This is a genomic window from Pseudaeromonas sp. HNCC25DJ182 (assembly GCF_055413365.1).
Genome location: NZ_JBVAYG010000006.1, coordinates 29,492 through 51,156, shown reverse-complemented (window position 1 = coordinate 51,156; position 21,665 = coordinate 29,492). Strand labels below are relative to the sequence as shown.

Sequence of the window (21,665 nt, the reverse complement as noted above, 5' to 3'; positions counted from 1 at the left end):
GTCCGTTCCATGACAACAAGCTTTGTTGGCTAAATGTATTTTACTATATCGACCATGTCTTTGTTTTCTTAATGAGTTTGTGTGATGGCCCGAAGCAAAGTTGCGTTTGTTTGCAGTGAATGTGGCGCCGAATTTCCCCGTTGGCAGGGGCAGTGCGGTGAGTGCCACGAATGGAACACCATCTCCGAGATTCGGATGAGCACAGCGACGACCAAGAGTGGCTCGCGCCTGAGTGGCTATGCCGGTGAGCTCAGTGGCAAGGTGCAGACCCTGGCCGACGTCGCCCTGACTGAAATTCCTCGTTTCAGCTCTGGATTTCGTGAACTGGACCGGGTGCTGGGCGGTGGCATAGTTCCAGGCTCTGCCATCCTGATTGGTGGCCATCCTGGAGCTGGTAAGAGTACCTTGCTGTTGCAGACCATGTGTCAGCTGGCGGCTCGGATGCCGACCCTCTACGTCACCGGGGAAGAGTCGCTGCAGCAGGTGGCAATGCGTGCCGGTCGGCTGAACCTGCCGACGGATAAACTGCGGATAGTCTCGGAAACCAGTGTCGAGCAGATCTGTAATCTGGCACAGCAGGAAAAACCCGCCATCATGGTCATCGACTCCATTCAGGTGATGCATGTGGCCGATGTCAGTTCGGCTCCGGGCTCTGTCTCCCAGGTGCGGGAGGGTGCGGCCCAGTTGACCCGTTTTGCCAAGCAGCATCAGGTGGCCATCTTCATGGTGGGCCACGTCACTAAGGATGGTACCTTGGCAGGTCCCAAAGTGCTGGAGCACTGTGTGGACTGCTCCGTGTTGCTGGAGGGAGATGGCGACTCCCGTTACCGTACCCTGCGGTGTCAGAAGAACCGTTTTGGTGCCGTCAATGAATTGGGTGTATTCGCCATGACGGCCCAGGGGATGAAAGAGGTCAGTAATCCTTCGGCCATCTTCCTCAATCGTGGTGAAGCGGAAAGTCCGGGCTCTGTGGTGATGGCGATCTGGGAGGGCACCCGCCCGTTGTTGGTCGAGTTGCAAGCACTGGTGGACTACTCCCAGCTCTCCAATCCGCGTCGTCTGGCGGTAGGGACCGAGCATAACCGTCTGGCGTTGCTGTTGGCGGTGTTGCATCGCCATGGTGGTGTGCAGATGTCGGATCAAGATGTGTTTATCAATGTGGTTGGCGGGGTCAAGGTCGAGGAGACCAGTGCGGATTTACCGTTGATCCTGGCGATGGTCTCTAGTTTCCGCGATCGGCCGGTAGCGCAGGATCTGATCAGTTTCGGTGAAGTGGGGCTGTCCGGCGAAATTCGCCCGGTCCCTTCCGGTCAGGAGCGGTTGCAAGAGGCAGTCAAACATGGTTTCCGCAAAGCGATCATTCCCAAGGGCAATATGCCCAAACAACCGATCCCGGGGATGGAAATCCTGGCAGTCACTACCTTGGCTGAAGCGCTGGAGCTGCTTTAGTCTGCTTTCTGAGGCATGAATGCATGAGGCCACCGTCGGGTGGCCTCTCTGCTTTGATTGACCCAAGAGTTAATCCGCAGAATGGGATTGCTCATGCTCGACATGTTCTTCCAGCAGGTGAGCCAACTCGCGCTGCAGCATATCGGCGTTGCCGACGTTCAGTTCAATCAGTCGTTTGAGATGGGAGACACTGTCGATATCAATATGGTGGCAATACAAACCGAGGCGATTTTTCCCGGCATGACTGGGTTCGACTTCCATATGGATTTCGATGTCGGATCCCGCCAGCGCGAAGCTGAGCTCGAAACGACCCGTTACGGTCTCCGGCCAGTCCTCGGGTTGTTCAACCAGTGCCCCTTGCAAGGATAAGTCCAGCAGCTTGACCTGCCAGCAGCGTTCACCCTGACATAACTGTGCCGGAGTAGAAAAAATAACGCGGAAAAAACGGCGGCGCTCGATCATGGTGTCCTCCTGAACTCGTCGTTTTTAGTGTAGGCGGATCTGGCGGACCAAGGTAAGCCCCATGCTTGAATAATGTGCTTCAGGCACGGGGTAAATGCTCAGGCGGCGATAATTTCATCCAGGATCTGCAAGGCCTTGACCAGTCGATCCTCCAGGCGGAAGCGCTCTTCCAGCAGTGGACCGAGTTCATTCAGATCGGCATCCAGCTCCAGCAGTTTATCTTCGTCCAGGCCATCGCCGTACTTGTCGTTGAAGCTCAGGGCAAACTCGGTGGTGGCCTCTATCTTCGGTAATATCCGATTCACAATGGACAGGCGGCGTCCGCTGGCCTTCTCGATAGCACTGATAACATGCTGATAAATCTCGAAATGCCCAGCGGATATATAGTCCACCAGATGCTGGCAGAAATCCTGAACCTGAGTGCAGGAAGGGAGACATTTTTTCCGGTTGCTCTTGTGACTCAGAAGGCCGACAAACTGCACCAGCAATTCATGCCGTGCATCCAGTAGCGCATCTATCGATTCATTCTTACCGGCCAGTAGCTGGCGGGTTTTATTGATTCGAGTGAGCATAGAGCCTCCCCATCTGACTTGTCGTAACACTCTAGTTATTGCCATTAAACGGAGTTATTTCAGATCAGGTCAATAGCCTGGCTACCTTTCTTTGCGCTCTGTTAACTCGGACATGATTTGTTAGCAAAAGGCTATCGTCCAGTGAGCTTCCGGTTACAGGCCAGAATGTTACAATCGCCATTCTCAATGGTCCGAGGAAATGGAAAGAGTATGCAACCCTTGGTGAATGATCGTTATTTACGAGCCCTGATGCGGCAACCTGTCGATGAAACGCCGGTCTGGATGATGCGGCAAGCCGGGCGTTATCTGCCGGAATACCGTGATGTGCGTGCCCAAGCCGGTGATTTCATGTCGCTGTGTCGTAATCCCGAGCTGGCGTGTGAGGTCACCCTGCAGCCGTTGCGTCGCTATGCATTGGATGCCGCCATTCTGTTTTCCGATATCTTGACCATACCGGATGCCATGGGATTGGGATTGACCTTTGGCCAGGGCGAAGGCCCGCGCTTTGCTCGCCCTGTGAGCTGTTTGCGCGATGTGCAGCAGCTTCCGGTTCCGGATCCGGAAGGGGAGTTACGCTACGTGATGGATGCGGTCCGGACCATTCGTGGCGCCTTACAGGGGCAGGTTCCCCTGATTGGTTTTGCGGGCAGTCCCTGGACTCTGGCCACCTATATGGTGGAGGGAGGCAGTTCCAAAACCTTTACCCGCATCAAGCAGATGATGGTACGCGAGCCGGAAATCCTGCATGCCTTGTTGGCCAAGCTGACGGACAGTGTGTGTCTGTATCTGAATGCTCAGGTAGCCGCAGGTGCTCAATCGCTGATGATCTTTGATACCTGGGGTGGAGTGCTCTCGACACCGGCGTATCGAGCTTTTTCGCTGGATTATATGGCGCGGATTGTTGCCGGGCTCACCCGGGAGCTCGAAGGTCATCCCGTTCCCGTCACCCTGTTCACCAAAAATGGTGGTCAGTGGCTGGAGGCGATTGCGGACACCGGCTGTGATGCGATTGGGCTGGACTGGACGGTGGATTTGGCCGATGCCCGGCGTCGAGTCGGTCATCGGGTGGCGCTACAGGGCAACATGGACCCGGCCATGCTCTATGCATCGGCATCTGGAATCGAGCAGGAGGTGGCTCGTATTTTGGCGGAGTTTGGTCCAGGCAATGGTCATGTGTTTAATCTGGGGCACGGGATCGCCCAGGATGTGGATCCGGCGCAGCCGACGCATTTTGTCGATGCTGTGCATCGCCTTTCTCGGCCGTATCACCGGTAATGATCATCGGCACCATGTTTCTGGTCGCAATCAAACAACAAGGCCGACATTGCTGTCGGCCTTGTTGTTGACTGTTATCGAAGAGTCCGTCTAGCCCCGAGCCATTAATCGCTTGTATTCGCGAACCTTAGCCAGATATTGACGCTTGCTCTTGCCGCCCATACTTTCATTCATCGGTAAATCGACACGCATGGCATTGACCGGACGGTTGTTGATGCGGAACTCATAGTGCAAGTGAGGGCCAGTAGAGCGGCCAGTGTTTCCTGACAAGCCAATCTTCTGACCTTGTTTGATCTTTTGCCCGGGTTTCACCAGAAGCTTACTCAGATGCATATACACTGTGGTGTATTTGCCACCATGACGAACCACTACGTAGCGACCCATATCTCTATGGCTGGTGGCCTTGATGACAATGCCCTCACCGGTCGTCAGAACCGGAGTCCCGACGCGGACTGAAAAGTCCGTACCATTGTGGGGTTGCACTCGCCCGGTCACCGGGTTACGGCGGCTGGGGCTAAAACCGGAGCTGACGCGACGCTGGCCCGGGATCGGATAACGCATGAAAGTGCCGGCGCTGCTGAAACTGGAGGCGCTTTCATCATAGAAATTTCCATCCGTGTTACGGAAGGCGCTAAAGTTGCGGCCATTAATCGTGAACGCAACGGCAAGGATCTTGGCATTTTCGCTGTGTGCTTTATCGAACAAGACCTTGAAGGTATCGCCCCGGTGCAGATCTCGACGGAAGTCGATGCGGCCCCGGAACATGTTGGCAACCTTGTGGATCTGGTTATTGGTCAGTCCAGCGTTACGGGCGCTGGTGACAAAGGCGCCGCTGATACTGCCTTTAATGACCCGGCTCGGGCGAACCGCAGCCACTTCTTTCTTTTTCTGTTCAGCTTTTGCTGTCTTGAGATCGGTTTTGGTGTCCGCTTGGGTTACAACTTTAGGTTGAGGTTTTGCACTCTCGGCCTCGTCATCATCCATTGTATTGCTGACAAACTTGGCTGCCTCACCACTCACAGGTTCAACGCGAGAAACGTAATTGTCGCCTTGGCGCTCGAACAATACGCGCCGCTCGCCGTCCAATGGGATAGCCAACTGTTGCAGAACATTGTTGCCATCGACCATGAAGGAGAGTTTTTGGTTGATCTTGAGTCGGATCAGGGAGTTCTGGATGTCCACTTCCAGCAACTTATGCAGAGTCTTGGCAGGCAGGTTCAAGGTGTTGAAGATCACGGATAAGTTGTCGTCACCCTTAACCTTATAGTCAAGCCATTCGAGGTCAGGTGCTGAATCCGCTTCCAGACCGTCAACGGGGGATGCTTCATCACCGACCACTTCGTGATCAGGGATGGTTAGAAATTCGGTATCTGCAGCTTGGGAACCGGAGATGTTGGCTTCGGCAGAGAGATTTTGGGCTTGTACAGTGATGGGATTATCCGCAAGCAGCTCATTCGGGGAAGGCAGCAGTGTTACGCTGGCAACAGAAAACCCCGCCAACATCAAGATGGCGTACAGGTGTTGCCGGGGAATGGGGGGCTCCCACTCGGCGATTCTGCTCATTGGAGCTAAAAACCGTTTCATCCTGTGTCCTTGCTTTATCGAAACTGGATACATAGAAAACCGATGATTTATATCATCACGAAACGCAGGGGCGAAGCAGAGGCGCGCCTGACACTTTCAAAACCGGATTTGTATCACGGATAGTGGTCACTAACCAAGATTTTTGCGGCCTACAGAGCCGATGTAACGGTTACATGCTGCTTTTTTACTCGGTGGTAACGATAGTTCCTGCTCCTAAACCGATAGGGGCCGATCCGACTCCGGGTTCGACTGATCCTCGTCAATCCCAAGTGCCTGATCTTGGGCAGCACTGTAAGCCGGATAGATATAAGCAAGGAGTATACCGTTTTTCAGCAGCTCAAATGGCGTCGATTGAGATCTGGAATCACGCATTATCCTGATCAATCTCATGATCAATGGCTGGATGGCGGCATGATATCGAGCAGTATGTACCAATATGGGGCATCAGCCTGAGGCAACTCTGTGAGGGCGCCTCAGGCCAATGGAAAGGTCCAGGACTTCGATTCAATAGCCGCGTTGAAAATCGACCATGAATTCCAATGGCATCTGTTCTAGGTAGCGCAAATAGTTGCGCTCGAAGATCCGGGCCACCTGTTCGGGATGACTCCAGGCGGAATTGTGCGGGGTGATCAGGATATTCGGCAGTTGCCACAATGGATCATGAGGCGGTAGCGGCTCCTCTTCGAAAACATCCAGAATGGCCACTCCCGGGCGTCCGGACTTGAGGGCCTCCAGTAGATGCTCGCTCTGGATCGCATCGCCACGTCCTACATTGAACAGGATGGCCGTTGGTTTACAGCAGGCGAGCAACTCGCGGTTGAACAGGTGACTCGTTTCCCGGGTAGACGGCAAGGCGCTGACGATGACATCGACTTGCGGCAACAGGTGCGGCAGTGCTGAAGGTTGGAATATGTCATCAAACCCAGCCACTTCGTGACCTCGGCGATTGACTCCCCACACTTCCATACCGAATTGGTGTGCCGTCATCGCCAGATGTTGGCCTATGCTGCCGGTGCCCAGAATCAACAGACGGCGTTCACTCAACGGGCGATAGGGTAGCGCTTGCCAGTGGCGATTCTTTTGCTGTTCGCGGTAGATGGGTAAGTGACGGGTCAGGCTGAGCAGATGCGCAAAGACGTATTCGCTCATCAGGGGGCCGAAGACTCCCCGGATATTGGTCAGTTTATAATCCTGACGTAAGCCGGGTTGCAGTAGTGCATCGATACCTGCGTAGGTGGACTGAACCCATTGTAACTGGGTGGCCAAGGATAATACGGTTGCGATAGTCGCGGGTTCACCCAGTAAAATATCTGCTTGCGGAGCAAGCTGCTGGGCTTCGGATGGGTTATCAGCGACGAGTAACCTGAGATTAGGTAGTGCTTGTTGCGTCAGCAATTGTTGGTAGCTGTTGTTGTCACGGCTAAGCAGCAACAAGGTGTGATGAGTCATGATGAGAATCTCCTGATTTCTTTGATGGTAGCGCAGGCTGTTTCAGGATTCGAGTTCCTGGTCCTCAGGATGAGTGAGCATCAGGGGAAGAGTGCAATAGCATGGTCATCGGCATACAATGAGCGTATTCACAGTGAGGGAGTAACCGCGTGTTCGGCGATAAATTTTATAAACGTCTAGGGGATTTGGAACCCTGGCAGCAGAGTGTATTTGCATTGGCTTTGGCCGAACGCATGTATCCCAATTATCATCTGTACGCCGAGAGCACCGGTAAAGGTAATGCTATCGAGTTTCGCGCGGCGCTGGATAGCCTGTGGCGTTATCTGACGGAGAGAGGCTCGCGAGTCAATCTGTCGGCCATCCTGGAGTCTTTCGAAGCGTTTATTCCTGATCCCACTCATGAAGAGAGCTATGGAGCCTATCCGGCACTGGACGCTTGTGTCGCTCTGGGCTGTGCCTACAATTCGGTGATCTGCCGGATTGGTGAAGAGCCGATGGAAGCGAGTAATGCATCGATTGGTTCGGTGGCCGGCTTTATCGAGATGCTCGAAGAGCGAGAATTGACCGAAGACGAACTGTATGAACAGCCGTTGATGGAGCAGGAGATGGCATTCCAGGTGGAGCTGCTGAATCAGGTCTCCAGACCTCGTGATCCACACCAGATCCTGGCCATTCGCTCCCTGGCGGCTCAAGATGGTGTCTCCAATCTAGGGATTACTCTCGAGTAAGCTTGAGGTTCATCACGACGACCAGCAGCGAACTCTGATGGTCGTTGCTCTCCGGCCCGAGCTGGAGTTCCAGCAAATCTTGCGTTCAGGCGAGCTCCAATCCACCACACACATCGACAATCAGAGTGATAGTTTTACGGCTCCACACTCTTCTATTGTGGATGGCGAATACTCTGCTGGGTTGCGTCGCTTATTAATGATGATAGCGCTTTCGCCAAGGGCTATTGGCTGGATAACTGCGCACAATTGGCGGTATGTGTGGGATAAGTGTGAAGAGCTCGGCACTTCTTGCCGAAAAGCTGGCCGATCACCGCGTGGTGCGGGATAAAGCCTTTGCTTGAGGCTGTTTTTTTGACTAGATTGGTCGCTGATTTTTAATTAGCGCCGGAATAAAAAAGGACTCTCTATGAACAAAACTGAGCTTGTCGATGCGATTGCAGCAAAGGCTGATATGAGCAAAGCCCAGGCCAAAGTTGCACTGGAAGAAATTCTGAACAGCATCACTCAGAGCCTTAAAGAGGGTGATCAAGTTCAGTTGGTCGGGTTTGGTACTTTCAAGGTTAATCACCGTGCTGGCCGTACAGGTCGTAACCCGCAAACTGGTGCTGAAATCACTATCGCGCCTTCCAATGTGCCAGCTTTCGTCGCCGGAAAGGCGTTGAAAGATGCGGTGAAATAATTTTCCCCCGTGTTGAAAAAACCCGACCTGATGTCGGGTTTTTTATTGTCTGAAAAGCTGTGAGTTTTCAATCTTATGGTGCTATTGGGGCGCCTTTCCTCAAGACACAGTCGATCGCTGCATGGACGAATGGGTTCCATTTTGCCATTCTCAAATTCTGAATCAGCGTTGTTAATGGTCATTGAGGGCGACTCCGTGGATAGCCATGGTGTTTTTAACTATCAAGCGGTAGGTTCTTTGCTTTGGATCCGCGTGGCTGGCGGTATTAATTACGAGTTTGCCTGTCGCTATCGGGATGCCATCATCAACGCCGCCCGTCAGTTGCCACCAGGTCCCTGGATCCGGGTCACAGACATTCGAGCCTGGGCGCTCGGGGGCCCGGAGGTAATTCCCCCTCTGCATGAACTCATGTGTTGGTGTGAGGAGCATGAGTTGCAGCACAGCGTTAATCTGATCTCTTTGCCAACGCTCCAGACTCATATGCTCGATCTCATGATGCGAGGGGTTGTGCGACACTCGGAACGTCATCTGGTGGAGCAAGTCTCCCAGCTTCGACCTTTGCTGCAGCGCTTGTCTCCCGGCGTGGATTTGCGAGTGCTGATTACCAAGCTCTACGCCGATGATGTGACCCTCTTCGATTAGCCTGTGGTAGCATTCCCGCTCCTAATGACAAGGGCGGACCTGAATTATGGCTTATCAGTGGATCCTGTTTGATCTGGACGATACCCTGTTTGATTTTCCGGCAGCTGAAGCATTAGATGCCGCGCTGGCGCACTATTCGGTGACCCTGACGGCCGAGATGTTGGCGGATTACCAGGCGCTGAATAAGGCGCTATGGGAGCAATACAATGCGGGGCTGCTGGACGCCGAAACCTTGAAGCAAGCCCGTTTTCGCGATTTAGCGCCACAGTCGGGCGTTTCGCCGCTAGAGCTGAACCACACCTTTTTACAGGCTATTTTGCAACGTAGTCAGCCGTTGCCCGGGGTCGAACAGACGCTGCGTCAATTACATGGCAAGGTCGGGATGGGGATCATTACCAATGGTTTTGCGGATATCCAGCATGCGCGCCTCAACCAGAGCGGGTTAGCCGATTGCTTTGATTTTATGCTGGTATCCGAAGAGTTAGGTGTGAACAAACCCGATCCGCGGATCTTTGAGGCCGCGTTGGCGCGCATGGTGTCTGTCGAGCCTGCTGATGTGCTGATGGTCGGCGATAATCCACAGACGGATGTTGCCGGTGCAGCAGGTGTCGGGATGGAAACCTGCTGGTTTAATCTGCGCCGTGAGTCTCAATCCGTGACTTCGCATCATGCGATTGAACGATTCCATGAGCTGTTGATGCTGCCACGAGTACAACCCTTATTCGCCTTGTGATCCTTCGGGGCATTGGTAGTTCACAACAGAGGCGCCTGATGGCGCCTCTGTTGTGTCATGTCTCTCTTGCCTAATGAGAGTGGGTTTCCAACGTCAGGTGCGCCAGATTGGGGATTTGCTCCAGATGATGCCGTAAGTGAGTCAATTGCGACTCTGTTACTGCAGGCAAGCCGACGATAGCGGCATAGCGAGTCTCGCCGATACGCCAGACATGCAGGTCAAGAAGCGAGCTGTTGTGGCGGGTTACTGTGTCACGGATCTGCTCACTGACAGTGCCATGACTCTCGGCATCGATCAGAATGCGTGTAGTTTCACTGAGCAAGCCTTTGGCCCAGTAGAGGATTACCACGCCACCTACCAGCCCCATCACAGGATCCAGCCAAGCGGCGCCCCACAGCATGCCGCCTGCGAGTGCGACAATCGCCAGCACCGAGGTGGCGGCATCGGTGAGCACATGGATGTAGGCCGCTTTCTTATTCAGGTCCTGATGTCCATGCTCATGGTCATGGTCGTGGTTATGGTCATGGTCATGGTCGTGGTCATGGTTGTGATCATGAGCCCGTTGCACATGGGCGTGGCTGTGGCCCGAATGCCCATGATCGTGATGATGCCCGGGCCCATGGCTATGTCCCTGTTCACCCAGCAACCAGGCGCTCAACAGATTCACCACCAATCCGACCATGGCAACCAGCATGGATTCGCCATAGTGGATGGTGCCTGGGTTAAACAATCGAACCGTAGATTCCCAGAGCATGGAGCAGGCTACGGCGGCCAGGATCAGTGCACTGGTATAGGCCCCCAGGATCTCGATTTTCCAGGTCCCGAAGGCGAAGCGATGATCGCCGGCAAAACGACGGGATAAGGCATACGCCAGCAGTGAAATACCCAGAGCCAGGGCGTGGGTGCTCATATGCCAGCCATCGGCCAGGAGGGCCATGGAGTGGAACTGCCAACCCGCGAGGATTTCGACCACCATCATGGTCACCGTTAGTGCCACCACCCAGGCTATCTTGCGTTCACTACCTTGCATCGGACGATGAAACGCCTGAGCCTGGATGCAGGTCAGTGTTGTGGTCTGTGGCGGCACGGGAGCCGCGGTGTGTGATATGGACATGCAGGCATCTCTTTGTCATAGTGTGAATCAAATATACCCCCCCCCAGTATATTTCAGCAAGCCGGTTGTCATGGATAATGCGGGCGGAACTTGCCGAGGAATCAAGATGAGCCATACCCAAAAAGAGAAGAAAGCCCTGCTTAATCGTGTCCGTCGACTGCGTGGTCAGCTCGATGGTCTGGAGCGCTCGCTGGATCAAGGACTGGGATGTTATGACATACTGCAGCAGATTTCGGCGGTGCGCGGCGCGGTGAATGGTCTGATGGGACAGGTGCTGGAAGGGCACATCCGGGAGCATATGCAGCCCCTGGCCAGCGACGATGAACCGGAAGCCACGGAAGGGATCATCAAGGTTCTGCGCTCATATTTGAAGTAGTTTGCATCACCAGGAATGCAGATTTCTCAACATTTAATATTGAAATTGCGCCATATATAAATATATGTATCTTATTGTTTAATATTCGTTTGGTTTTTCTGCTGCACAATGGCCAGTTGTTTGTTGTATTTCACTATTGCTTGTTACTGTTTTTAGTGCGTGACAGGACTCATCACAAGATCCTCAGGGTGAGCCGAGCCTCTCGTTAGACGCTTTCTCCCGGCTTGCTTCGATCCGTTGCACTCAAGGCGACTAGACTTGGGAGCAACGCGCAAACTGAATGCATATTTTGCACGCACAATCCCTGCATTGGCTGCTTCCAATGCTTTATGACCATCAATAGGGAGGATGGATGATTCAACTCGATTTTTACGGCACCTTGGTGGCTGCATCGCTGGTTTTGCTGCTCGGCCGCTCCTTGGTTAACCGCATCCCTTTCTTGCGGACTTACAATATTCCCAAGCCGGTTGCCGGTGGATTGTTGATTGCCTTGATCCAGTTAGTGATTTTCTGTGTGACCGGAAAGTCAGTCCAGTTTGATCCGGCTTTGCAGACGCCCTTGATGCTGGCGTTTTTTGCCACTATAGGTCTGAATGCCGATTTTGCCAGCCTGCGCCGCGGCGGCCGTGCTGTGTTTATCTTTTTGCTGGTGGTAACCGGTCTGCTGCTGATGCAGAACACCCTGGGGATCACCCTGGCTTCGCTGCTCGGACTCGATCCGCGCATGGGGTTACTGGCCGGGTCTATTACCCTTTCCGGTGGGCATGGTACAGGAGCTGCTTGGAGTGCGACCTTCGCGGAGAAATACGGACTGCAGTCCGCTTCGGAACTGGCGATCGCCTGCGCTACCTTCGGGTTGATCCTCGGCGGCCTGATTGGCGGCCCAGTCGCTCGTAAGTTGGTGAAACAGGTAACGGTTCCCGGTGAAGATGAAAATGCCGATTCGTCACCGCTGGGCTTTGAGTTGCCGGAGCGTGAACGTCCGATCACGGCTTTTTCCATGATCGAGACTTTGGCGCTTATCTCCGTAAGCCTGATGGCCGGAACCCAGGTTGCACTGTTGCTACAGGGGACCGCCTGTGAACTGCCAACCTTTGTCTGCGTCTTATTTGTCGGGGTGTTGTTACGCAACGTGCTGGGGTTACTGCGCTGGCATGAAGTCGGGGAGCGGGAAGTCTCGTTACTGGGTAATGTCAGCTTGTCGCTGTTTCTTGCCATAGCGCTGATGTCGTTAAAACTGTGGCAGTTGGCCGCGCTGGCCTTGCCCATGATCGTCTTGCTCTCCGCACAGACCCTGGCTATGGCGTTGTATGCCTACTTCGTCACCTTCCGGGTGATGGGGCGCAATTATGATGCGGCCGTTCTGGCGGCGGGGCATTGTGGTTTCGGGTTGGGGGCAACCCCCACCGCCATCGCCAATATGCAGGCCATCACCCAGCGCTTTGGACCGTCCCATTTGTCGTTTCTCGTGGTGCCCATGGTGGGGGCCTTCTTCATCGACATTCTCAATGCGGTGATCATCAAGCTGTTTCTGGCATTGCCCTGGCTTGCCTGATTTGGCTCTGAGGGGGATATGGCAAGGGAGCTTGGTGCTCCCTTGTTTTTTGGCTCACTTGCTCGCACAATGCAACCGGTTGCTTTGACGGATTTCGAGGATGTTATGTATAAATTGATCGCGCTGGATATGGATGGAACCTTGTTGCGGGACGATGGCTCCATCTCCGCGCGGACGCAACAGGCGATTGCGGCAGCGAAGGCAAAAGGCATCAAAGTCGTGCTGGCCTCGGGACGCCCGATTGCCGGCATGGAAAAATTCTTGCAGCAGTTGGCGCTGACCAGTCACGAAGACTATGTCCTCAGCTACAACGGCTCCCTGGTGCAGAATGTGGGCAGTGGTGCCGTGTTGGCCAGCCGTCTGCTGAATGGTCAGGATGTTCGCGACTTATTCGCCATCAGTCAGCAGTTGGGGGTGAATATTCATGCCTTCTCCCGCCAGCAAGGATTGATTGCGCCACGGAACAGTCGCTATACCGAGCTGGAGCGCAGTCACAATGATTTACTGCTCACCGAGCTGGATTTTGCTCAATTGCCCGAAGATGAAGCCATTCTCAAGGTGATGATGGTGGATGAGCCGGAGATCCTCGCTCAAGCCGTGGGCGCCCTGCCTGCTGAGGTGTATCAGCGTTTCACCGTGGTACAAAGTACCCCCTATTTTCTGGAGTTCCTGCATCCGGATAGCAACAAGGGAACCGGGGTTGCCGCGCTGGCGGCGCACCTGGAGATCAGCCCCGAGGCGATCATCTGTGTCGGTGATGCCGGTAATGACGCCCATATGCTCAGTTATGCCGGACTGGGTGTGGCCATGGGTAATGCCACTGACGAGATCAAGGCGATGGCGGATTTTGTCACCCACAGCAATCAAGAGGATGGTGTTGCCCACGTGATCGAACGCTTTATGCTGCAGCCTTGAGGCTGCTGGCTTAAACCAGGGAAAAACCACCTTGAGCCCATGGCAGCGGAAGGTTACCTTAGTGCCCCTCCTGGGTTGCTGAAGGGCCGAACCATGGTCAAGCTGAGTGGGTTATTCCGATATCCGGTGAAGTCCTGTCGAGGACTGGATGAGTCGCGGTTGTGGGTCGGAGCTGAAGGGCTGGTGGGTGACCGCCGTTATATGGTTGTCCGGCCGGACGGCAGTTTTATCACCGCCCGAACCCATCCCCAGCTGCAGCAGGTGCGAGTGCTGTGGTTGGAGGCGGGGATCTGTCTGCGTACACCTGGGCTGGCTGATTTGGAGCTGTTTCCTGCGCAATTTGACCAGGAGCAGGTGACCACCGGCGTCTGGAGTGACTCTTTTTCTGCTCGTGCAACCCGGATGGAGGCGGACGCCTGGTTCAGCCAGTTGCTGGGGGAGCCGGCCCGTCTACTCTGGCTGGGTGAATCATCGCCACGTTATCGCGCCAAATTGCAGCAACATGTCAGTTTTGCCGATGGTTATCCGCTGCTGCTCATCTCGCAAGCCTCACTCGATGATCTCAATCGGCGTTCACCGACACCACAGCGTATGGAGCAATTTCGTCCCAATCTGGTGGTGAGCGGTACGGCTGCGTTTGCCGAGGATGGCTGGCGCCGGATCCGCATTGGCGAGGTGGAGTTTTTGGTGGCCAAGCCCTGTAGCCGTTGCGTGATGACCACGCTGGATGCCGAGTCAGGACACTACCACCCGCAGCGGGAGCCCCTGGCCACGCTGGCGACTTACCGGCTGGGGGAGGATGGCGAGATCTATTTCGGCCAGAACCTGATCCCGCTAAATGAGGGCTGGGTCAGCGTCAGCGATCCGGTGGAAGTCTTGGAGACGCAGACCGCCCCTGCCTACCCCGAGCGTCCCCGATTACCTGCCGAACAGGTCGCGGCGCCCATTCGTCCCCAGGTTCAGGAAGATGAGGTGCTGGCTCGCTCAGTGTCCGCTCGGTTTACGGTGCGGATATCGACCGAGGAAGGGGATGCCTCTTTCCAGGCAGATCCCGAGCGGCCCTTGTTGATACAGGCGGAGGAGGGCGGAGTTCAGTTGCCTCACGCCTGTCGGGCGGGTATCTGTGGCCGGTGTAAACAGATGCTAGTCGCTGGTGAGGTCGAGCAGCCTCAGGTGCCCGGGCTTAGCGCGACGCAACGTGAGGATGGTTTGATTCTGACCTGCTGCGCCAGCGCACGCAGTGATCTGATCCTGGCGAAGCCGCCATTCAACTTTCGTCGCTAATCTGGTGTGGCTTGCGAGGGGGAATCATAGCTTGCCAAAAACCAAGGCCACCGAACGGTGGCCTTGGCACAGGATGGTGAACATCACTCTTTAATCACTTCAATCTCGCTGAAACCGAAGCGTAGAAATTCGTTATCCCGATAATCTTTACTGGCGCTCTTGTCACGAGTCAGTGCGGCGATCTGTTTTTCCATCGCCAGAAACTGCCGCAAGTCGATCCCTTCCGCCGCCGCCATCGCTTCATAGATGTCGTGATATTTATCATTGGCAAAATTGATGAGACGCGGTTTGCCGTTGAAATGGTATTTAATTTTCAGAGCCATCTGCTATCCACTGTCCAGGTTGCCGACTTACTCGGCATCCTGTTCCTTTTTCTTTTTCGGGGTACCCCAAGGGGACGTCCCAGTGCTGGGTTTGCTTGGCCGCGGTGACGCTGGGCGCTGACTGTGTTGTGGACGACCATGCTGATGATCGCGGCCGTGCTGCCGTTCGCCTGAACGCGGGAAGTGTTCGCCCCGTTCACCCCCCTGGCGGCGTTGCCCCTCTTGTTGCTGCAGCGCACGCTCCCGTTGTACCGGGTCATTGTCATTGCGGAAGATCCGCTCACCCTGGGAGCGCGCACCCCGTTCATTGGGTCGATCACCATAAGGGCGTGCAGGACGATCGCCATAAGAACGTGGGCCGCGTTCACCTTGCGGGCGGTCGCCATAAGGGCGTGAGGAACGTTCACCTTGCGGACGGTCACCATCACGACGCGGGCCGCGATTACCTTGTGGGCGATCGCCATAAGGACGAGAGCTGCGCTCGCCTTGTGGGCGGTCACTATCACGACGTGGGCCGCGTTCACCTTGCGGGCGGTCGCCATAAGGGCGTGAGGAACGCTCACCTTGCGGGCGGTCGCCATAGGGGCGTGAGCTGCGCTCGCCTTGTGGGCGGTCACCATCACGACGTGGGCCACGCTCACCTTGTGGGCGGTCGCCATAGGGGCGTGAGCTGCGCTCGCCTTGCGGGCGGTCACCATCACGACGTGGGCCACGCTCACCTTGCGGGCGATCACCATAAGGGCGTGAGGAACGCTCACCCTGCGGACGGTCACCATCACGACGTGGACGACGTTCTCCTTGCGGACGATCGCCATCCCAACGAGGGCTGCGTTCTGCGTGTGGCTGGTCGCCGTCAGCGCGGAGCGGGCGATCCGTGCCATATCCCTGACGTGGACGACGCTCACCTTGTTTGCGTCCAGTAGCCTGAGGACGACTCATGATCTTGCGGGGTTCATCAGACACTGGTACTTCCGCATTCATCAGGCTGCTGTCTTGGCTGGCCAGATAGAGTGCTTCTACTTTCTGACGAGCCCAGGAGGTGCGACGCAAGAAACTCAGGCTGGATTTCATGCTGGGCTCATGGCTGAAGCAGTTGATCGGCAGGCGTTCTGCCAACCCTTGCCAACCATAAAGGCTGACCAGTTCCGAGAGCAGGCTCTCCAGCGTGATGCCGTGTAACGGATTGTTTTCTTGTTTCTCGCTCATAAAATGCCTGAAGGTGTGCGGCTGAAGGTGACGCATCGGCATGAATTGCCATCGCTGCGCCCAGATAAAATGGCTAGCTTCGCCGGCAGCGGTTTGATCGCCGAAGGCTGAAGCCGGTTCAATTTCATCATTAATTGCGCGCATTGAACCGCAAATTTACTCCGCGGTCAAAGAAACTGGCCAAGAAGTGCCAGGAAAGTCTATTTCAGGGCTCTGTAGCTGCGGAGAGGCGGAGCAGGAAAGACTTGGGCGGTTGTGGTCGCATGGTTGCGTGTCACTACAGGCCTCGAGTCGCAGGCCTATTAAGGCAAATATCGGACCGTTAATCAGACGTTAGGACTTTCTCGTCATGCCGGAAGCCTGGATAAAGAAACGCGGTTGCTCAGCTCCGACACGGATACAGGCTAGTACCTGTTTTTCGCGGGTATACACCCACTCCTGCTGCAGATTGGGCACGCGAATGTTCAGATGCTGCAAGTATTCGGTAAACAGCATGCGGCTACTTATTTCAATCAATGATTGTCTCATCAGGTCTCCTCCGCGTTGCGGTATTCCGGATTGTTTGATGACAGCCGGGACCTACAAGCGTGTTCAGCGTGGTTGATGGATAGCCGGAGAAATCGTGCGGCAGTTGACTCGCGATTTCGTCTGCATCCATGGCCGTTGCTGTCACATATTCCTGATGGACTCGAGTAGTCTAGGTCTCATCTTCCGCCATTCAAGCCCCAAGCGATGTTTGTGGGCGGTAAGGCAGTGCTTTCTGCTGGCTGGTATAGCCAGGGTTCAGAAATGGCATTGAGTGACAATAAAAAACCGGGGCACTAGGCCCCGGTTGTAGTTCAAGAATGAAATCTTGATGTGTTACGGCAGTTGGCAAACGTCGATGGTTCCCTTGACGCCAGCTCCAGTCATTTCTGCAGTGGTATCCAGCTTCAGGCGGAACAGCCAGTTGCCTGCACCCAGGGTCATGGTGTTGTTACCTGGATCGGTACCCTCACCACCGAAGCGGCCGTAGGCTTCATAGACGGTATCAGCTGCCATTGGTGCTACCAGCTTACCACCAGAGGTTGCAAAGAATTGCGGATCCCAGTTAGTGGTATCAGCTGCAATCTTGAAGCCTCCGGACAGGTCAACACCGGACACCTTAGTTTCATAGATACCGCTACCCTTATAGGTCAGCTGATAGGCCGCATCCCAGGCCCAGCCAGAGTGGTTACCACGCAGTGCCAGTTTGGTCTCACCCAGAGTAGCAGCTTCTGTTGAATCAGGCAGCAGCTCACAAGCTGCGGCTGGTTCATCAATCGCCAGAGTCAGGGTTGGGCTGTCTTTGTCAACCACACGGAAGACAAAGTGGTAGGTTCCGACCTTGGCTACATCGAGAGCCACGTTGCCCTTGGCTGCGTCACCAGTACACAGGGTCAGTGGAGTACCCACCACCAGCTTGTCACCAGCGGTACATACACCGTAGTTCACGGAGCTCCAGTTGGCATCGGCCACTTTCACTTCTTTGCTGCCAAACATGTCTTCAGTTACGTCAGTAGAGAATTCGTAACTGTAGTTAGCGCCGGTAAAGGTGAACTGGTTCGTCGTGTCGGCGCCCCATGATCCAACCAAGCTACCACGCAGATAGACAGGCACATCAAAGGGTTCAATGGTGGATGGATCCTGCTTCTTGCTGACCGGCAGACCAGCGCCTTGTGCAGAGCCTTGCGGCTTGACAAACACTGCCACAGACCAGGCTGGAACGCTGAACTCACCATTGGCGAAGGTGGCGCCATTACCGATGGAGGCCGTACCCAGATCAGACTGGATGCTGCTCAGCTCATAACCGCTCAGGGCGATGTCGGCACCATTGCCATCCTGGAAGCTACCGGCAGTCTGGGTGTCTGCGGTGGCATTGACCACAACCACGATACCATCAGTGGTTTTGTCCAGATCGGTTTGACCGATGCCATCGTCAATGGTCATGACGATAAGACCCGTGGTTTGCTCCGGACCCACGTTGCGGAAGTCGACCCGCTTCATGACTTCGGTGCCAGTTCCCAGGGTGAACAGCGGGGAAGATTGACGCAGGCTGGCCAGCTCTTTGTAGAAGCTATCCATCTGAGCAATCTCGGCTGCACCTGGCTTACCAGCCACATCCTTGACCGCCTTGATCAGATCGTAGTTGCCGCCATCCTTATCCTTGCGTGGCAGACCGACATCGTAGTTGTTGTCTTGCTTGGTGTAGTCGACCTTGTTGTACCAGTCGCCAGAGTCGTAGGAGTCGCGTTCGAAGGACTTGGAGCGCAGCAGCTCGGAGCCCTGTTGATCGAAGGCGGTACCTTGACCCAGCAGCACGGTCGCCAGCGACAGACCCTGCATACGAACACGGGTATCCAGAGATGCATCTTCGGCGGCCTTGTAAGCAATGATGTCGAAGATGGTCTGGTTGTCGTGCTTAGAGACATAGTTCTGGATTTCAATCGGGTCGTTGGCATAACCAGCCTTCTGACCGTTGTAGTCGATGTCTTCACCCTTGGTTGGAACGCCTTCACGGTCGACCAGGACAAAGTCCTTCAGGTTACCGGCCATGCCCAGCATGGTCAGCTCGGCCAGATGGCGAGCGCTGTCTTCAGTGACGCCTTCTTTTTCATTGGCCAGTACATAGGCGCCGTTGCCGAAACCTTGGCTGCTCCGGATGCCGTCACCACCATCGAACGGGCTACCACCACGAACGGCGTCGCGCAGACGATCCGAGAAGGAGCCGATGCCGGTGCCGCCCAGGTGAGCCTGACGTGCCTGTTCGAAGCGGGCGTCATCGGCGACTTCACCGAAGTTCCAGCCTTCACCGTAGAAGTACATCTCAGGTGCGACGGCCTTGACCTTGGCCAGTGCATCGACCATTTGCGCCTTCGGATGATGGCCCATGATGTCGAAGCGGAAGGCGTCGATCTTATAATCTTTGGTCCAGGTAACCAGGGAGTCATCCATCAGCTTGGCAAACATGGCGTGTTCCGGTGCCGTGTTAGAGCAGCAAGTCGAGGTGGTGACATCGCCAGAGGTTTCATCCAGACGTTGGTAGTACCAAGGCACGACCTTGTCGAGTACTGACTTGTTACCGAGGCCTGATTCGTTGGTGTGGTTATAGACCACATCCATCACCACGTTCATGCCGATATTTTCCTTGATGGCTTTGACCATCTTGCGGAATTCGAGGATACGCGCGGTGCCATCCGGATTGGTGGAGTAGGAACCTTCCGGCGTGGTGTAGTGGAATGGATCATAGCCCCAGTTGAAGGAGTCAGTATCAGCAACCATACGGTTGAGCTCTTGACGATCTTCGCCATCCTTGTCCAGGGTGGCCATCACTTCGGCGACTGTGCTGTCACCGCTGCAGTTGGCCTTGAACTTGTCGCTGTTGGCTACGTTGGTATTGACGTCGCACAGCTTGCTGAACTTATCATCCAGGTTGGCGACCTTGGCCGGATCTTCGTTGATGGTGGCGATATCGAAGGCTGGCAGGATCTGCAGATGGGTAACGCCAGCAGCAGAGAGCTCCTTCAGATGTTTGACGGCCAGTGAGTTCTCTTCGGTCAGCGCCACATACTTGCCGCGTTCGGCCGCTGGTACTTCGGTATCAAAAGCGGTCAGATCGCGAACATGAGATTCATACACCACAGTTTTGGCCACATCAGCAGGTGTGGTTTGGGCGTGTGGTGCCTTCAGTGTGTCCCAACCTTCCGGCTTCAGATCGGCATCATTCAGATCGACCACTTGGCTGTACTCGGAGTTCATGGAGAGGCTCAGCGAGTAGGGGTCGGTGACTTCATAGCTTTCAAGCTTACGGGTCAGCGGATGATAAACTGTCATCTGGTAGCGATAGTACATGCCCTTCAGATCGGCGGCACCGGCATAGCTCCAGGAGCCGCTGGCGCTGTCGAAAGTCATGTCATTGGTGCTGACTGCTTCCTTGTTGGCGTTGTAGATAACAACCTTGACGCTTTGCGCGGTCGGGGCCCACAGGCGGAAGTTCACGCCAGAATCGGAGACGATGGCACCGTATTCCAGAGTTGAGGCCTTATCGGCGTAGACGGCATCCAGAGCCTTGGCAGTTTGCACCTTGGTGCCTCTGTCGATGATACCCTTGCTGTCGGTGGAGACGGCGATCAACTCACCCTTGAGCAGGGTCTTGATGTCCACACCTGATGGCAGGGAGAAAGCAGTCCACTCTTTGAGCTTGCGATCCTTGGCATCGAGAATGGCCAGTTGGGCATCGGTCAGCGTGGTCTTTTTCAGATCGAAGCGCTTGTCAAAGCTCAGCTTGTTATCAGCTCCGGCCTCAATGCCGCCATCGACATCGTAGTAGAGGTTGGCATAGGCGGCGTCTTTGGCGCCTTCCCAGACGATGGTATTGGCATCGATCAAATGGGCTGCAGCTCCCGAGATACCAACGGTTTGCTCTGGTACTTTGTCAAAAGCCAAGGCGCGGGTGTCGAACAGTTCGCCACCGGCGATCAGCGATTGCTGAAGATCGCTCAGTGAAATATGCAGGTCGCTGTTTCCACTGATCTTGTTCTTGTTGGCATCACGGACTATGACGTTGATACAGGCAGGATCGCCATTTGGATTGACGGGGATTTCCCAGTACGGACCGTAGCTATCCACTTTGGTCGGAGTCTTGCTGACATCGTCCCAGCTACTGGAGGTGGCACCATCGGCCACACCGGCGCAGTTGGCATCGTTCCAGATGTAGAGGTTGTAACCGGCGTAATCGCTGGCACTTGCCGCACGACCCTTGGTGGTAGCCGCTATGATGCTCTTCTGATCTACCAGGCTAAGTACCATGGTGTTAGCAGGAATAGCACCATCTGCATAAATTTCAGTCGGAGTCTCTAGATTGGTGACGGTCGGCAGAGTCGCGGCTGGATTGCTGGGGGTGTAGGTGGTGTTGCTGTCGTTATCGGAGCCACAACCGGCCAGAGCCAGTGCGACGACGCTGGGCATCACATACCAGGCGAGTTTTTTAAATCTGAAGTCCATACCTTCGTTTCCTTTTTGAGGTTTTACGGAGTCTTGTTGATCGCGTGAAACTTGGAAGACATGCGTTGGATTTTTTTCTGCTTTCGAAGGAGCATGAAAGCGCAGATCCATACACAGTGGCGCGCACTATAGGAGGGTCGAGGGCTTAAATATGTGATACGGAAACGTTTTCAAGCGGTTTGCTTTTTGTCGTCATCAAAGCAAATTTGAAAGTTGCGAGCTGGCTCAACTGTTAAATTTATGAAAAGGCTTTCATAAATTGAAATAAAATTCCGTAACAAATTTTCAGTATCTAAT

19 protein-coding genes are annotated in these 21,665 nt (G+C 54.8%); 10 read left to right on the top strand and 9 right to left on the bottom strand.

Annotated features, from left to right (window positions below):
• Positions 1-84: 84 nt before the first annotated feature.
• Complete coding sequence (radA, locus tag ACZYUB_RS06635) at positions 85-1,449, top strand: DNA repair protein RadA (protein ID WP_463946560.1); 1,365 nt, start codon at positions 85-87, stop codon at positions 1,447-1,449.
• Positions 1,450-1,518: 69 nt separating this feature from the next.
• On the opposite strand, the gene ACZYUB_RS06630 is transcribed toward radA, so the two are convergent.
• Positions 1,519-1,911, bottom strand: a complete 393-nt coding sequence (locus tag ACZYUB_RS06630) for a PilZ domain-containing protein (RefSeq protein ID WP_463946559.1) — start codon at positions 1,909-1,911, stop codon at positions 1,519-1,521.
• 98 nt (positions 1,912-2,009) lie between these two features.
• Positions 2,010-2,483 (bottom strand): sigma D regulator, encoded by a 474-nt coding sequence (rsd, locus tag ACZYUB_RS06625; protein WP_463946557.1) that lies wholly within the window; start codon positions 2,481-2,483, stop codon positions 2,010-2,012.
• A gap of 210 nt (positions 2,484-2,693) precedes the next feature.
• Here rsd and hemE point away from each other — a divergent pair, with 210 nt between their 5' ends.
• A complete protein-coding gene (gene hemE / locus ACZYUB_RS06620) occupies positions 2,694-3,758 on the top strand; it encodes a uroporphyrinogen decarboxylase (protein WP_463946556.1) in 1,065 nt (354 codons plus the stop codon).
• 90 nt (positions 3,759-3,848) lie between these two features.
• On the opposite strand, the gene ACZYUB_RS06615 is transcribed toward hemE, so the two are convergent.
• Together ACZYUB_RS06615 and ACZYUB_RS06610 are read right to left on the bottom strand one after the other, a co-directional pair.
• Complete coding sequence (locus ACZYUB_RS06615) at positions 3,849-5,321, bottom strand: peptidoglycan DD-metalloendopeptidase family protein (RefSeq protein ID WP_463946554.1); 1,473 nt, start codon at positions 5,319-5,321, stop codon at positions 3,849-3,851.
• Positions 5,322-5,846: 525 nt separating this feature from the next.
• The gene (locus ACZYUB_RS06610; RefSeq protein ID WP_463946552.1) at positions 5,847-6,791 is read right to left on the bottom strand and encodes a D-2-hydroxyacid dehydrogenase; all 945 of its coding nucleotides are present in this window, start codon (positions 6,789-6,791) and stop codon (positions 5,847-5,849) included.
• Between the two features lie 149 nt (positions 6,792-6,940).
• Here ACZYUB_RS06610 and ACZYUB_RS06605 point away from each other — a divergent pair, with 149 nt between their 5' ends.
• From ACZYUB_RS06605 to yjjG, 4 genes are all read left to right on the top strand, one after another.
• Positions 6,941-7,519, top strand: a complete 579-nt coding sequence (locus tag ACZYUB_RS06605) for a YjaG family protein (RefSeq protein WP_463946550.1) — start codon at positions 6,941-6,943, stop codon at positions 7,517-7,519.
• 406 nt (positions 7,520-7,925) lie between these two features.
• On the top strand, positions 7,926-8,198 hold the full coding sequence (locus ACZYUB_RS06600) for an HU family DNA-binding protein (protein WP_460884795.1): 273 nt from the start codon (positions 7,926-7,928) through the stop codon (positions 8,196-8,198).
• A gap of 174 nt (positions 8,199-8,372) precedes the next feature.
• The gene (locus tag ACZYUB_RS06595; RefSeq protein ID WP_463946548.1) at positions 8,373-8,840 is read left to right on the top strand and encodes a hypothetical protein; all 468 of its coding nucleotides are present in this window, start codon (positions 8,373-8,375) and stop codon (positions 8,838-8,840) included.
• A 46-nt stretch (positions 8,841-8,886) separates the two neighbouring features.
• On the top strand, positions 8,887-9,573 hold the full coding sequence (gene yjjG, locus ACZYUB_RS06590) for a pyrimidine 5'-nucleotidase (RefSeq protein ID WP_463946546.1): 687 nt from the start codon (positions 8,887-8,889) through the stop codon (positions 9,571-9,573).
• A 70-nt stretch (positions 9,574-9,643) separates the two neighbouring features.
• Here yjjG and dmeF read toward each other — a convergent pair whose 3' ends face one another.
• Complete coding sequence (gene dmeF / locus ACZYUB_RS06585; RefSeq protein ID WP_463946742.1) at positions 9,644-10,603, bottom strand: CDF family Co(II)/Ni(II) efflux transporter DmeF; 960 nt, start codon at positions 10,601-10,603, stop codon at positions 9,644-9,646.
• A gap of 190 nt (positions 10,604-10,793) precedes the next feature.
• Between dmeF and ACZYUB_RS06580 the strand changes: the two genes are divergently transcribed.
• The 4 genes from ACZYUB_RS06580 (at position 10,794) to ACZYUB_RS06565 (ending at position 14,817) form a co-directional block, all read left to right on the top strand.
• Entirely contained in the window at positions 10,794-11,063 is a 270-nt protein-coding gene (locus tag ACZYUB_RS06580; RefSeq protein WP_463946544.1) for a metal/formaldehyde-sensitive transcriptional repressor, read from the top strand.
• Between the two features lie 352 nt (positions 11,064-11,415).
• A complete protein-coding gene (gltS, locus tag ACZYUB_RS06575; RefSeq protein WP_463946543.1) occupies positions 11,416-12,618 on the top strand; it encodes a sodium/glutamate symporter in 1,203 nt (400 codons plus the stop codon).
• 105 nt (positions 12,619-12,723) lie between these two features.
• Positions 12,724-13,533 carry a sugar-phosphatase gene (gene yidA / locus ACZYUB_RS06570; RefSeq protein ID WP_463946542.1) on the top strand — a complete coding sequence of 270 codons (810 nt, stop codon included), beginning with the start codon at positions 12,724-12,726 and terminating at the stop codon, positions 13,531-13,533.
• 93 nt (positions 13,534-13,626) lie between these two features.
• Positions 13,627-14,817, top strand: a complete 1,191-nt coding sequence (locus tag ACZYUB_RS06565) for a YcbX family protein (protein WP_463946540.1) — start codon at positions 13,627-13,629, stop codon at positions 14,815-14,817.
• Between the two features lie 83 nt (positions 14,818-14,900).
• Here ACZYUB_RS06565 and ACZYUB_RS06560 read toward each other — a convergent pair whose 3' ends face one another.
• The 4 genes from ACZYUB_RS06560 to pulA all read right to left on the bottom strand — a co-directional run bounded on the left by ACZYUB_RS06560 (position 14,901) and on the right by pulA (position 21,368).
• Positions 14,901-15,140: a DUF2960 domain-containing protein gene (locus tag ACZYUB_RS06560; protein ID WP_460884802.1), complete on the bottom strand. Its 240-nt coding sequence runs from the start codon at positions 15,138-15,140 to the stop codon at positions 14,901-14,903.
• A 27-nt stretch (positions 15,141-15,167) separates the two neighbouring features.
• Positions 15,168-16,346 (bottom strand): VF530 family protein, encoded by a 1,179-nt coding sequence (locus tag ACZYUB_RS06555; RefSeq protein ID WP_463946538.1) that lies wholly within the window; start codon positions 16,344-16,346, stop codon positions 15,168-15,170.
• A 333-nt stretch (positions 16,347-16,679) separates the two neighbouring features.
• Positions 16,680-16,874 carry a hypothetical protein gene (locus ACZYUB_RS06550; RefSeq protein WP_460884804.1) on the bottom strand — a complete coding sequence of 65 codons (195 nt, stop codon included), beginning with the start codon at positions 16,872-16,874 and terminating at the stop codon, positions 16,680-16,682.
• A 333-nt stretch (positions 16,875-17,207) separates the two neighbouring features.
• Positions 17,208-21,368: a pullulanase-type alpha-1,6-glucosidase gene (gene pulA, locus ACZYUB_RS06545; protein ID WP_463946536.1), complete on the bottom strand. Its 4,161-nt coding sequence runs from the start codon at positions 21,366-21,368 to the stop codon at positions 17,208-17,210.
• Positions 21,369-21,665: the final 297 nt, after the last annotated feature.